The organism is Streptomyces sp. (genome assembly GCF_031178505.1).
Classification (GTDB): domain Bacteria; phylum Actinomycetota; class Actinomycetes; order Streptomycetales; family Streptomycetaceae; genus Streptomyces; species Streptomyces gulbargensis.
Genome location: NZ_JAPSIW010000005.1, coordinates 1 through 13,027, shown reverse-complemented (window position 1 = coordinate 13,027; position 13,027 = coordinate 1). Strand labels below are relative to the sequence as shown.

At 72.2% G+C, this 13,027-nt stretch carries 10 protein-coding genes; all 10 read right to left on the bottom strand.

Annotated elements, in window-relative coordinates; translation table 11 throughout:
- Positions 1 to 147 precede the first annotated feature (147 nt).
- Entirely contained in the window at positions 148 to 384 is a 237-nt protein-coding gene (locus RIF68_RS01260) for a hypothetical protein (protein WP_076681898.1), read from the bottom strand.
- 46 nt (positions 385 to 430) lie between these two features.
- Entirely contained in the window at positions 431 to 1,144 is a 714-nt protein-coding gene (locus tag RIF68_RS01255; protein ID WP_076681900.1) for an alpha/beta fold hydrolase, read from the bottom strand.
- A 48-nt stretch (positions 1,145 to 1,192) separates the two neighbouring features.
- Positions 1,193 to 2,083: a helix-turn-helix domain-containing protein gene (locus RIF68_RS01250; RefSeq protein WP_309049219.1), complete on the bottom strand. Its 891-nt coding sequence runs from the start codon at positions 2,081 to 2,083 to the stop codon at positions 1,193 to 1,195.
- 62 nt (positions 2,084 to 2,145) lie between these two features.
- A complete protein-coding gene (locus RIF68_RS01245) occupies positions 2,146 to 2,997 on the bottom strand; it encodes an alpha/beta fold hydrolase (RefSeq protein WP_237283279.1) in 852 nt (283 codons plus the stop codon).
- A 152-nt stretch (positions 2,998 to 3,149) separates the two neighbouring features.
- On the bottom strand, positions 3,150 to 4,397 hold the full coding sequence (locus tag RIF68_RS01240; RefSeq protein WP_309049218.1) for a helix-turn-helix domain-containing protein: 1,248 nt from the start codon (positions 4,395 to 4,397) through the stop codon (positions 3,150 to 3,152).
- 138 nt (positions 4,398 to 4,535) lie between these two features.
- Complete coding sequence (locus RIF68_RS01235) at positions 4,536 to 7,349, bottom strand: AAA family ATPase (RefSeq protein WP_309049217.1); 2,814 nt, start codon at positions 7,347 to 7,349, stop codon at positions 4,536 to 4,538.
- 101 nt (positions 7,350 to 7,450) lie between these two features.
- Entirely contained in the window at positions 7,451 to 8,065 is a 615-nt protein-coding gene (locus tag RIF68_RS01230) for an FMN reductase (RefSeq protein WP_076681910.1), read from the bottom strand.
- The gene (locus RIF68_RS01225; protein ID WP_309049216.1) at positions 8,062 to 9,147 is read right to left on the bottom strand and encodes an LLM class flavin-dependent oxidoreductase; all 1,086 of its coding nucleotides are present in this window, start codon (positions 9,145 to 9,147) and stop codon (positions 8,062 to 8,064) included. Before RIF68_RS01225 ends, RIF68_RS01230 begins: the two co-directional genes overlap by 4 nt.
- A gap of 38 nt (positions 9,148 to 9,185) precedes the next feature.
- A complete protein-coding gene (locus tag RIF68_RS01220) occupies positions 9,186 to 10,022 on the bottom strand; it encodes an alpha/beta fold hydrolase (RefSeq protein WP_076681914.1) in 837 nt (278 codons plus the stop codon).
- 134 nt (positions 10,023 to 10,156) lie between these two features.
- Positions 10,157 to 12,916, bottom strand: a complete 2,760-nt coding sequence (locus RIF68_RS01215) for an AAA family ATPase (RefSeq protein WP_309049215.1) — start codon at positions 12,914 to 12,916, stop codon at positions 10,157 to 10,159.
- Positions 12,917 to 13,027 lie beyond the last annotated feature (111 nt).

Genomic DNA, 13,027 nt, shown 5'->3' with positions numbered 1-13,027 from the left:
ATGCGGTCGGCTCGTAGCGCTCGACGCGTGCCCCGTCCGGGCCAAGCAGCAGCAGATGCCCACCCGGCACCCGCGTCACCTCGCGGAACAGGCTGCGGCTGGAGAGCACGTCGGGCTGGCCGCAGGCGAGACGGGCGGCGAGCGCGGTCACGTCGACCGAGGTCCCGTCCACGCGGCGAGCGCGGACGCGGCGGTCGCCCACCAGATGCCGGATCCGTCGGTGCGGTAGTACACCGGATGCTGCCCGGCCAGATCGCCGATCACCACCAGGGGGCTGCCGCTGCGCGCCACCAGGAGGTAGGAGCCGGGCCAGCGGGTCAGCGCCCGCCAGCCGCGGGCCCGCACCACCGGCAGCTTGTCCCGGAGCTGGGGTGTCGTCGGCACCGCACTCGCCGATCACGGAGGGGGGCCGGGCGGACCGCTTCAGCCGTCAGCTCGTCGCGCATACCGCGTCCCTGATCAGGTCGGCGACCCGGGTGGGCTCAGAGAGGGCGACGGCGTGCGAGGCGTCCGGAAGTTCGACGACTACGGCGCCGGCCCGTGCGGCGCCGAAGCGCTGGACCTCGGGGCTGATCGTGCGGTCCGCCCCGGTCACCAGGGCCCAGGACGGTTTGGTCCGCCACGCCGCCGCGGACGCGGTCTCCGTGAAGGCGGCCGTGGCGAGCGGGCGTTGGGCCGCTGCCAGGACGGCGGCGACGCTCTCGGGCACGTCCGCCGCGAACACGGAGGGAAAGGCCGATTCCTCGATGGTGACCTCTACTCCGGAGTCGCCGTCGAGGAGCGGATAGGTCCACGCCTTCAGGCTTGCCGTCAGCGGGGACTCGGGAAAGCCCTCCTGGAGCTGGCCGAGGCTCTCCCCCTCGTGGGGCACGTAAGCGGCCACGTATACGAGCCCCACCACGTTCTCCGCGGCGCCGGCCACGGTGATCAGCGCACCGCCGTACGAGTGGCCGACGAGTACGGCGGGGCCTTCGACCTGAGCCAGGACGGAGGCGAGGTAGGCGGCGTCCGACGTCAGGCCCCGGAGCGGATTCGACGGGGCGATCACCGCGATACCGCTGTGCCGCAGTTCCGAGATGACGCCTATCCAGCCTGTCGCGTCGGTGAAGGCACCGTGCACGAGGACGACGGTGGGGTTGGTCATGCGAGTTCTCTTCTCGGTGTCGGGCCAGGTGTGGGGCGTCGTCACGCCTCAGAGCCTTCGCTCGTCCTGGGCGCCGGCAGGTGTCGTGAAGGCCGAGGTCGCCAGCGCCTGCCATTCGCTGGGACTCATGCCGTAGGCCCCGCGGAACGTGCGGCTGAAGTGCGAGGGGCTGCTGAAGCCCCAGCGGTGTGCCACCGCCGCCATGGTGATCCTCCGGTTGGAGCGTCCCAGTTCGAGCCGGCAGAACTCGAGCCTGCGCCGCCGCACCCAGTGGCTCACCGTGCTGCCGTCGTTCTGGAAGAGTTTCTGCAGGTACCGGACGGAGATGTGGTGGGCGCGTGCGATCGACTCCGGTGAGAGGTCCGGGTCCATCAGATGTTCTTCGATGTAGCCGTGGATACGGGACAGCATCTCGTTGCCGGCCCCGGAGGCGTCCTCGGCCTCGCCCGTCGTGTCCGCTTCGAGGAGCTCCATCACCAGAACGGAGAGGAGGTGCACGGCCGTCCGGGCACGCCGGTCGCCGATCGTGGACCGGCGGAACTCGGCCTTGGCGGCGAGCGCGGTCAGGAAGTCGGACGCCAGCGCCCCGATCCCCTCCCCGCCGCGTACGGGTACACCGAGCACCCGGTTCAGTTCCGGCTCCGTGACGCCCAGATAGCAGCGGGGCACCCGGAAGAAGATCATCCGGCAGTCCTCGCCGAACCGCAGCAGGTGCTGTCGCACCGGGTCGCAGAAGACCAGGTCGTTCGGCTCCAGCAGGGTCTCGGTACGCCCGTGGACTACGGTGACGGGCCCTCGGACATGGACGCCGAGGTAGACATGGTTCCGGTCGTTCGTCTCCGGCATCTCGGAGAGCATCTGGACCAGCCACCCCGAGCGGGGGGAGGGCGAGGCGGGATCGGGCGCTTGTCGGGGCGTCCGTTCGGGCACACGAGACATCAGTGTGAGGGTCATGGGGGTCCTAGCCGTAGGTGCGTGGCGCGTGCGGGCGAAGGGCGGAATCACACCCCGTTCGCCGTCTCCTCAGCCAGGAACTTCTCCAGCACGGCATTGAAGGCCGGCGGGTTCTCCAGGAAGGGGAAGTGCGAGCTCGCCACGTCGGTGGTGAAGACGTGCAGGCGTGCGCCGGGAATCCGCTCGGCGACGAAGCGCTGGGAATCGGGGTGCACATGGCTTCCCTCGCATCCGATCACCAGAGTCGGCACGTCGATCCGGGGAAGCACGTCGCGCCAGTCCTGCGCGCAGTGGTCGAACAGCAGCGGTACGCCCGCGTAGGCGGGTGTCGACCGGATCTCCTCGTCGACGAAGGCGAGCACCTCGGGGTCGGGCTCGCCGGAGAACATGCCGCGCACGAATTCGGCGCGGACCGTGTCGCCCTCCGCCCCCGCGAGGGACGCGCACAGGTACAACAACCCCGACACATCGAAGATGGCACCGGAGTCCCGCTGTTCCCGCTCGGTCGTCCAGGGCACGGCGGCGACCGCCGCGGGCTGGTCGACGGCGACGAAGCGCCGGATCCGTCCGGTCCCGCACTGGTCGACGAAGCTCCACCACACCGAGACACCCATGGACCAGCCCAGGGCGTCGAAACGGTCGAGACCGAGATGTTCGACGAGTTCGGACACATCACGGGAGAGCCGGGCGATGCGGTAGCCGTGCCGCGGCTTGCCGGACTTCCCGTGGCCGCGAAGGTCGACGGTGACGACGCGGCGGCCGGGCGCCAGCCCCTCGACCTGGTGGCGGAACATCGCCTGCGTCTGCCCCCAGCCGTGCAGCATCACCAGCGGGACGCCCGCGCCGCCGGTGTCCTGGTACGCGAGCCGTGCGCCGTCCGTCGTGATCAGTTCCTTCATGACCTCTCCCCTGGTCAGAGGCGGCACATCGGTACCGCCCGTCTCGCACATCATCGAATGGGGCAGGCCGCCCGCACCACCGCGAGCTGTAGGAATCGAGGCGTGAATCCTTCTCGCTTTGTCGAAGCCGCGTCGCCGGAGCGCGTCCGTGGTCAGACCGCCCCGTCGGCGCCCGGGGCGAGGAGTTCCTCGATCCTGAGGCCGAAGTGCAGCGTGAGCCGGTGGGCGCCTTCGTCGAGGTCGAGTCCGGTGATCTCCTGGATCTGGCGCAGGCGGTAGTAGAGCGAGGTGCGATGGATTCCCAGCGCGTCCGCGGTCCGGGGTATCGATCCCGCGTGTTCGAGGAAGCAGCGCAGGGTGTCCCGCAGGCGGTCGCCGCCATGAGTGCCACTCAGGACACGGAGCGGCTTCGGGATCAAGGAAGCGTTCAAGGCGTGCTCGGGGAGCTGGAGCAGCACCGCGAACTCCCCGAGCAGCTCCCAGTCACCGGCGCTCTTCAGGGTGGGCAGCCGGCGCGCCGCGCGTGCCGCCACGAGCGCCTGCTCGTACGACGTCCAGGCGTCGTCCAGGCCGGCGTGCCGGCCGCCGACGCCGATCACGGCGTCCGCCGAGGGGCCGAGGAAGGTGCGGAGTTCGTCCAGAATGCGGGCGGACTGAGCGGTGACCTCGTCCTGGCCGGGTGGGTGGTCGCGCAGCTGGAGCAGTGTCGCCCGCTCCTTGTCGACCGCGATGAGGCCCTGGGCCGAACGCGTCTGCCGGAACCCCTCCAGAGCTCCCCACAGGGCCGCCTCGCACTGCCGCACGAGCTCCGTCGCGCAGCTCAGCCGGACGATGGTGACCATGACGTGCTCGGCCGCTCCGAGCAGTCCGAGCTCCTTGCCCCGCCGCCGTGCGGTGGTACGGGCGGCGGCGTCGGTGCCGACGAGTTCGAGGACGAGGTCCCGCTCGTCGGCCTTCCGGGTGTCGCCGGCGATGTGCTCTCCGTGCATCTGGGCAGCCATGGCGTCCGCGGATCGGGCGATGGCACGTGTCTCGTCCTCCGTGAGCGTCTTTTCGGGCACGACCACCATGAGCAGTCCGAGGAGATGCCCGCGCTCGCGCAGGGGCACCACGTAGCGGGGCAGCAGTCCGAGGTCGTCGCGGCCGTCGATGAATCCGGCCCGGGACCACTGGGTCACGCCCTGGGCGAGGACGTACCGGATGGCCGCGTTGTCGGCGCGGCCCTGCAACAGGGTGCCGATGCGGACCCGGTCCTCGTCGCCGAAGTGGCGGCTCGTGCAGACCATGCGGACCAGCGGGTCGTCGACGGCGACGGACCGGCCGAGCCGTTCCGCGAGCTCGTCGACGAGCGCCTGGAGCTCAGGGCTTCCCGGGCGGGCTCGCTGGAGCCTTGCGGTCATGTGCTGTTCCTCTCTCGACCAACGTTCCCCGCGGGCTACTCCATGTCCGCGGCTCTTGACCAGTCTGAGGAAAGCGACGGCGTCGGCACATCACACGAATCGTGCATTGTCATGACGCCCGCAGGGGATACGAAGCGACTACTCTCCGCTGTCACGCTTCTTCACAAGCCGGGTCAGCGCCACGCGCGAGGTGATGTCGAGCTTGGTGAAGGCCCGGCGCAGGTGCGAACCCACCGTGTGCGGCGAGAGGGAGAGGTGCTCGGCCACCTGTTGGTTGGTCAGCCCGCGGACCACGAGCCGTACCACCCGTATCTCCGCGGCTGTCAGCTCGGGCCACGTGCCGGAGAGCCCGGCCGTCGAGGGCCGGCGGCGGACACCGGCCGCCCGAAGGCGCCGGCGGACGCGTGCGACGTCCCGCTCGGCGCCCGCTCGCGCGTAGAGCGCGAGGGCCGCCTCGAAGTACGGCACCGCTTCGGACCTGCGGGTGGCCGCCAGCTTGCGTCCGGCGTCCTCCAGTGCCGACGCCCGGGCCAACGGCCGGGGGCAGTCCTCGTACAGCCGGACGGCGCGTACGAGAGGGGCGAGGTCGTTGTCCAGGAGCCCGCGGGCGTGCGCGGCGGTGGCGGCGAGCAGCGTGAGGCCGGGGTTGAGCGCGGCCATGCGCTCGGCCAGGGTCACTGCCTGCGCGGCCCGTTCGTGCGCGCCGGCACGCAGCGCAAGGCGGACGAGGACCGGGGCGTCGGCGGGGTCGACCAGGCCGGCGTAGGCCGGTCGGTCCGCGGCGGGTGACGTCATCGTCTCGTCGAGTTCGGCCATGGCACGGTCGGGCCGGCCTTCGAAGTCGGCCATCAGCGCCAGCATCCAGGAGCCGAAGTGCCGGACGACGGGCGCGTCGTCGCTCCGCATGCGCCGCGCCTGCGCCGCGTACACCCGTGCGGTCCCCCGGTCGCCGGTGTGGAGGGCGACGCGCATCATCACGTACCGGAGCGTGACATCGGCGAGGTTGCCGGGGCCGGGATCGTCGGCCGTCGCGGACGCGGCTTCGGCGTCCGCCCGGGCGTCCGCCAGCCGTCCGGCCTCCAGAAGGATGCGGGAACGGGTCATGAGCCACATACGGGTGGCCGCCGTCCGGCCCTGCTCCCCGGTGATCCGGATGCCATCCTCCGCGGCGGCGAGCGCCTGCGCCGAGCGTCCGGTGGTGTTCGACAGGAGAGCGTGCCACAAGGCCTCGGGGACCCACAGCGAGGTGCTTACGCCCAGGGCGTCGGCCAGCGCGGCGGCCCGCTCGGCCTGCCGGAACGCCTCGGTCAAGTCCATGTGGTGGAAACTCGCGGCCGAGCGGACCGTCGTCAGCGTGGCCTCGGCGGACCGGTCCCCCGCTGCCGCCGCGGTCTCCCACGCCTGCGCGGCGGCCTGCTCGGCCGCCGCGTGCTCGCCCGACATCGACAGGCCCACGGCGAGCATGGCGAGCAGCCGTCCCCTGACGTCCACGGGGGTCCCGGGCAAGGCCGCCCCCGCCCGAGCCTGCCGGATCGCCTCGGAGAAGTCGAACGGTACGGCGAGGCGTGCCAGGGCGAGGCGTATGCGCGCCTCGTCCTCCGGTCCGAGACCGCCGGCCGCCAGTGTGGCGGCTCCCAACTCACGCGCTGGGGCGGCCCGGCCCGTCTGCCAGAGCAGCGGGATCGTCTCGGCGACGATCCGCGGTCGCTCCGGGGCGTCCGCGGTGGTGAGTTCGAGGGCCTTGAGGCTCCGTTCCGCGGCACGTCCCGGAGCGGTGGCCGCGAGTTCCGCCGCCTCGGTGCGCAGCCGGCAGGCCTCCGTCGCGTCTTCCGGCCCCGCTCTTCCGGCCGACGGCCCGGGACGCCCGACAGGGAAGGCCACGCTCTCCGGCGGCGGCTCGGCGGCCCGGTCGTGCCCGGTTCTTCGCAGGGCCAGGGGGAGGCCGACTTCCACGGCCTCGCGGATCAGGTCGTGGCGGAAGGCTAGGTGGTCGCCGTCTTCGGCGAGCAGATCGGCATCGAGGGATTCCCGCACCGCGGTGATGAGCCCCGCCGAGGACCTGCCGAGCAGGTCGGCCAGCAGCGCGATGGTGACCGGGCCGCCCACGGCTGCCACCGCCTCGACCAGCTCCCGTGCCTCGTCGGACAGCTGGTCGAGGCGGCGCACGACCGAGGGGAGCTCCCGTGGGGCGGGGGGTCCGGCCGACAGCCTGGCCGTGCCGTTCTCGATCGTCACCACCTCCCGCAGCGGGCCGAGCAGCTCGACCAGCAGCTGCGGGACCCCTTCGGCGCGGCGGACGACGCGGAGGACGTCCGGGCCGGGAGCGGCGCCGAGGACGTCCTCGGTGATCCCCGCGGCCGCCCGCTCGTCGAGCGTTCCCAGCGCCAGCTCGTGTGCGCCCGCCCGCCGGATCCTGTCCAGGGTCGTGCGCACTCCCGACGGCACGCTGCCACCGCGCACGGCGACCAGCCACAGGATGGCGTGCGAGGAGAGTCCGGCCGCGAGGGTGTTGAAGGTGAGAAGGGTCAGGTCGTCGCACCACTGGAGGTCGTCGAGGACGACGAGCAGGGGGCCGTTCCGGGCCGTCTCCCTCAAGCGGTCCCCCAGTTCCTGGAGCAGCCAGAAGCGCCGGCCGGGTGTCGTGGCGAGGTCCCTGAGGCGGACGGCGCCCGACAGCGGTTCCTCGCCGGAGAGCAGACCGTCGAGGAGCGGGCCGAGCGGCACGAACGGTTCGCCGGGGGCCGCCGCTCCCTCGAACACCCTCGTTCCGCGCCGCCGCGCGGCTGCCGCGGCCTCCGCGAGGACCCTGGACCTGCCGATGCCGACGGGGCCCTCGACGCGGATGATCCCGCCTTCGCCCCGGTCGAGCGCGTCGAGCCGCGCCTCGATGAACGCCAGTTCGGCGTCCCTGCCGTGGAGGGGAGCCCGTACACGCTCGAGGTCGCCGGGCACGGTCCTCGTCCTCACTCGGTTCACGCTCATACGGCGGAACAGTATGAACCATGCAAGCCCACCACTGGCGCCGTGGCCCGGCACCCGGCCAAGGGCCCGTCTCAGTCCAAGCGCAGGTCGGCGAGTTGCCTTTCGAGCACGGTGACGTCGTCCTCGGGCTCCGCGCCGGCCGGGCGCGCCGCCATGAGCGTGGCGAGCTCGTCGCCCGCCCGGTGGACGCGGCCGGACAGGCCGTGGGTGTACTCGTCTCCGCCCGAGCCCCAGTCCTCGGAGGCCGCGAACACGGCGGTGGGCACGACCACGGCGCGGAGATAGGCGAAGAGCGGGCGCACGGCGTGCTCGAGGACCAGGGAGTGGCGGGCGGTGCCGCCCGTCGCCGCGGTCAGGACCGGCTTCCCGGAGAGGGCGTCCGGATCGATCACGTCGAAGAAGGACTTGAAGAGACCGCTGTAGGAAGCCGCGAACACGGGGGTCACCACGATCAGGCCGTCGGCCGTCGTCACCGTGTCGATCGCGGCGCTCAGCCGCGGCGGCGGAAAACCGGTCACGAGGTGGTCGGCGATGTCGCCGGCCAGTTCCCGCAACTCCACGACGTCGGTCGACGGCGCCTGCCCCCGGGCGGCGAGTTCGTCGCGGGCCGCCTCGGCCAGTCGGTCCGCGAGCAGGCGGGTGGAGGAGGGGGTGCTCAGCCCCGCGGAGACGACGGTCAGCTTCATGCGGCGGACACCTCCTGGACGGCTCGCAGTGACGCGTGTGTGGGAGCCGCCGGCACTTCGGCCGGCCGGCCCTCGGCGAATTCCCTCCGCAGCACGGGCACGACCTCTTCGCCGAGGATGTCCAGCTGTTCGAGGACGGTCTTCAGGGGCAGGCCCGCGTGGTCCATCAGGAACAGCTGGCGCTGATAGTCGCCGACGCTCTCCCGGAACGACAGGGTCCGCTCGATGACCTGCTGGGGAGAGCCCACCGTCAGCGGGGTCTGCTCGGTGAAGTCCTCCAGCGACGGGCCGTGACCGTACACGGGAGCGTTGTCGAAGTAGGGACGGAACTCGTTCACGGCGTCCTGGGAGTTCTTGCGCATGAAGACCTGTCCGCCTAGGCCGACGACGGCGTCCTGATGCCGGCCGTGGCCGTGGTGCGCGAACCGGCGCCGGTAGAGCTGCACCATGCGCCTGGTGTGGTCGGCCGGCCAGAAGATGTTGTTGTGGAAGAAGCCGTCGCCGTAGAAGGCGGCCTGCTCCGCCATCTCGGGGGACCTGATGGATCCGTGCCAGACGAAGGGCGGGACGCCGTCCAGGGGCCGGGGTGTCGACGTGAAGGACTGGAGCGGCGTACGGAACGTGCCCTCCCAGTCCACGACGTCCTCGCGCCACAGCCGGCGCAGCAGCGCGTAGTTCTCCTTGGCGAGGTCGAGGCCCCGGCGGATGTCCTGTCCGAACCACGGGTAGACCGGACCGGTGTTGCCACGCCCCAGCATGAGGTCGACCCGGCCGTCGGCCAGGTGCTGGAGCATCGCGTAGTCCTCGGCGATCTTCACCGGGTCGTTGGTGGTGATCAGCGTCGTGGACGTGGAAAGGATCAGTTTCTCGGTGCGGGCGGCGATGTGGCCGAGCATGGTCGTCGGCGACGACGGGACGAACGGCGGGTTGTGGTGCTCGCCCGTCGCGAAGACGTCGAGGCCGACCTCCTCCGCCTTGAGGGCGATGGCGACCATCGCCTTGATGCGCTCGTGTTCCGACGGGGTGCGACCGTCGGTGGGGTCGATGGTCACGTCACCGACGGTGAAGATGCCGAACTGCATGGGGTGTCTGCTCTCCTGGGTTCGTCTCAACGGGGGCGTCAGTTCGCCAGGAAAGCGAGGAGGGCGGTGTTGACCTCCTCCGCGTGGGTCCACAGCAGACCGTGCGGGGCGCCCTCGATCTCGACGTACTCGGCCGACGGGAGCGCCTTGTGGAACGGGCGCGCGGTGCCCTCGGCCGGCAGGACGCGGTCGGCCGTGCCGTGCAGGATCAGGGCGGGCACGTCCACGGCGGGGATGTCGGCGCGGAAGTCGGTGTACCAGGTCGCCGGCGCGGCGGACGCGGCGAAGGAGCCGCCGCGGGCCGCGGTGTTCCAGCTGTGGCGGACCGCTTCCTCGCTGATGCGGGAGCCGAGGTTCTCGTCGAGGTTGTAGAAGTCGTTGAAGAAGGCCGTGTAGTAGGCGTAGCGGTCAGCCTTCACGGCGGCGACGATGCCGTCGAAGAACTCCTTCGGGGCGACGCCGTCGGGGTTGTCGTCGCTCTTCAGCAGGCAGGGTTCGAGCGAGGCGAGGAAGGCGACCTTGGCGACGCGGCCGGAGCCGTACGTGGACACATAGCGGGCGACCTCGCCGGTGCCCATGGAGAACCCGACCAGGACGGCGTCCTTCAGGTCGAGGGTCTCAAGGACGGTGTTCAGGTCGCCGGCGAAGGTGTCGTAGTCGTAGCCGGTGGTCGGCTGGGAGGACTGCCCGAAACCGCGGCGGTCGTACGTGATCACGCGGTAGCCGGCGTCGAGGAGCGCGGCGCTCTGGCGCTCCCAGGAGTGGCCGTCGAGAGGGAAGCCGTGGATGAGGACAACGGGTTGACCGGCGCCCTGGTCCTCGAAGTACAGCTCGACGGGGTTGGTGTTCTCCTGGCCCACGGTGATGTACGGCATGGGGATGTCTCCTCGTTTCGGGTCGGCTGGTCCGCGCGTCGGAGCGGCGCGGCATGCCCGTCACGCTAGGACCGCTCCCGCACCTCCTGTTGCCGTACCGCGCACCACACCTTGCACGGGGACGCCGAGGTCACTCAGCCGCCGGTGTCTGTTCCGGCGTCGTCCTCCGCGAGCACGAGCCGGGCCAGGTGGACCCGCGAGCGCACCGAGAGCTTGCGGAAGATCGACGCCAGATGGGTGTTGACCGTGTGCGGCGAGACGACGAGGACCTCCGCGGCCGACCGGTTGGTGTGGCCTGCTGCGATCAGCCGGGCCACCTTGCGTTCCGAGGCCGTGAGCGCCTCCCAGCCCTGGCCGAGGCGCGGCCGGGGGCCTCCGGTGCGTCGGCCGGAGTGGCTCGTGGCCCGCTTTAGGTCGGCCCGCACCCGCTCTGCCTCGGCGTCGGCCCCCGCCCGGGCGTAGAGGTCGTGCGCCCTGGTCAGGGCGGGTGCCGCAGCGGAGTCGCCGGCCGCGAGAAGCGCGCGCCCGAGGTCGGCGGAAGCGGCGGCGAGGGGCAGCGGCCTAGGGCCGGTGAGCAGCACGCGGACCGACCGCTCCAGGAGCCCGTGGTCGGCGTTCACCAGGCCGGCCACGTGGGCGGCCGTCCCCTGTGCGGTCGGCACGGAAGGGTTGCGGACGGCGTGCTCCGCCGCCTGGGCCGCGAGGCCCTCGGCCAGCTCCCGGTCCCCGCCGCGCAGGGCGATCCGCACGGCCTGGATGACATGGGGGCGCAGGAGCCGCCAGCGGAAGAAGGGATGGTCGCGCTGCACGGACCGGACCAGTTCGGCCGCCGCCGCGTGGTCGCCTCCGGCTTCGGCGACGACGGCCTCGAAGTACTGGTGCGTGGCGTGGTTGCCCGTGTTCGGCCGCTCGGCCACGGCCGCCCGCACGACGTCCAGGTGTTCCAACGCGGCTTCGCGGTCGCCGCGCAGCATCGCGAGGATGCCGCGGTTGACGCGGATGTTGACCAGGTTGCCGGGCACGTGGAGGTCCACTTCGAGCCGCTCGGCGGTGACGAAGTCGGCGTCCGCGTCGTCGAGCCGGCCGAGCCCCATGTTCAGGGTTCCCTGCGCCCAGATCAGCATGGCGGGGCGCAGGGGCGCGTCGCCCGCCGTCCGGAGCAGTCGCCGTACGGTGTCGAAGTCGTCCAGGTGGATGCGGGCGACGGCCTCCTCGGGCAGGAAGGCCGTGTCGAACACGCTCAGCGCCGTGTGGTGTTCCGCGGCGGCGGCGCAGTCGCCCGCGTTGAGGGCGATCTCGCCGAGACCCCACAGCGCGAGGACACGGGCCTCCCTGTCGCCGGACCGCTTCGCCTCGGCGAGCGCCCGTTCGCCGGTCTCGCGAGCGGCCCCGAGGTCGCGCCCGCGGGACCGGGCGAGGGCCTGCCGGGCGGTGAGCCGGGCGCGGATCACCGGGTCGGTGACGGCTGCCAGCGCCGCCGTCGAGCGGCGGGTCAGCTCGTGGACGTCGTCGAGGTGCCACAGCGTGTCGCCGAGCACGGACTGCAGGCGGGCGAAGACGTCCAGGGGCGGCTGCCGGGCGAGCAGCATGTCCCCGGTGTCCCGTGCCTGGATGTACCGGCCCGCGCGGGTCAGCGCGACGACGGCCCGTTCCCCCACGTCGAAGACCATGGGCGCATGGGGCGGTACGAGTTCCAGGGCACGTACGGCCAGGTCGGCCGCGAGGTCGGGCATCACGGCGATCACGTCCGCGGCAGCCGTGCCGAGCAGCGCGATCGCCTCCCGGTCGCCGGGTTCGGCGCTCTTCAGCAGATGCGGGACCGCGTCGGTCGAGCTCCGGCCCGCCGCGACGAGCCGGCTCGCGGCCTCGCGGTGCAGCGCCCGGCGTACGGAGGGGACGAGATCGGCGTACACCGCCTGACGGAGCAGGTCGTGGCGGAACAGGAGACGTTCGCCGTCGTCGTGGAGGAGGGCTGCCGTGATCGCCTCGCCCACTTCGGCGCTGAGGCCGGATGCGGGCCGGCCGCACAGGGCGGCGGCGTCCGCGAGCGAGAACGCGCGGCCGAGGACCGAGCCGATCCGCAGAAAGTGGAGGGTGTCCGGCCGGAGATCGGCCAGCCGGTCGCGTACACCGAGGATCAGCCGCTCCGTCGTGTCCGCGCCCGACGCCGCGACGCCCGTGAGCATCTCGGCCGCGAGGAAGGGGTTGCCTCCCGCCCCGTCGAGGAGTTCCGCGATCCGCGTCGGCACGTTCCCGCCGAGGACGTCCCGTGCCAACTCGGCCAGGGCCGTGCCGGACAGCGGCCGGAGGGGGAGGGTCGTCGTCCGTGTCCCCTGCCCGTACAGTTCCGGGTCGTTCCTGCCCGTGAGCAGCCAGAGGACCGGGGAGCTGAGCAGCCGTGCCGGCATGACGCTCAGGGCGAACCGGCTCAGCGGGTCGGCCCATTGGACGTCGTCGACCGCGATCAGTACGGGCGCGTCCGCCGAGCGCTCCTCGATCAGCTGGGCCAGTCGTTCGACGAGCCAGACGCGCTGGTCGTGGTGGCCCGCGAGGTCCGCGAAATCCGTGCTCGACAGCAGCGGCGGGTCGCCGTGCAGGAGGCCGGAGGCCAGCGAGGCCAGCGGTGCCAGCTCGTGCAGTTCCTCGGCGCGTCCGTGGCTGACGTGGAACCCGTGCGCCCGCGCGATCGAGACGGTCTCCTGCAGCAGTACGGTCTTCCCGATCCCGGGCTCGCCCAGGAGCAGCGCGATCGCTCCTCCCTCGCCATCGCGCACCGCGTCGACCAGGGCGCGCAGCCGCTCCAGCTCGGCTTCGCGGCCCCGCAGCCCGGGCCGGCTCAGCGCCGCGCTCCCGGGCACCGCCCTGCCTTCCCCCTCGTGCCGGCCGGGGCTCATCCCTTGACCGATCCGGCGAGCAGTCCCCGTGCGAAGTGCCGCCGGAGGGCGAAGAAGACGAGCAGCGGGACGAACGCCGCCACGAAGGCTCCCGCGGTGAGCCGCTGCCAC

What these genes read in the sequence shown, in the direction of transcription:
- RIF68_RS01255 (WP_076681900.1), bottom strand. Translation starts at nt 1,144, where the DNA reads ATGACCAACCCCACCGTCGTCCTCGTGCACGGTGCCTTCACCGACGCG.
- RIF68_RS01250 (WP_309049219.1), bottom strand. Translation starts at nt 2,083, where the DNA reads ATGTCTCGTGTGCCCGAACGGACGCCCCGACAAGCGCCCGATCCCGCC.
- RIF68_RS01245 (WP_237283279.1), bottom strand. Translation starts at nt 2,997, where the DNA reads ATGAAGGAACTGATCACGACGGACGGCGCACGGCTCGCGTACCAGGAC.
- RIF68_RS01240 (WP_309049218.1), bottom strand. Translation starts at nt 4,397, where the DNA reads ATGACCGCAAGGCTCCAGCGAGCCCGCCCGGGAAGCCCTGAGCTCCAG.
- RIF68_RS01230 (WP_076681910.1), bottom strand. Translation starts at nt 8,065, where the DNA reads ATGAAGCTGACCGTCGTCTCCGCGGGGCTGAGCACCCCCTCCTCCACC.
- RIF68_RS01225 (WP_309049216.1), bottom strand. Translation starts at nt 9,147, where the DNA reads ATGCAGTTCGGCATCTTCACCGTCGGTGACGTGACCATCGACCCCACC.
- RIF68_RS01220 (WP_076681914.1), bottom strand. Translation starts at nt 10,022, where the DNA reads ATGCCGTACATCACCGTGGGCCAGGAGAACACCAACCCCGTCGAGCTG.
- RIF68_RS01215 (WP_309049215.1), bottom strand. Translation starts at nt 12,916, where the DNA reads ATGAGCCCCGGCCGGCACGAGGGGGAAGGCAGGGCGGTGCCCGGGAGC.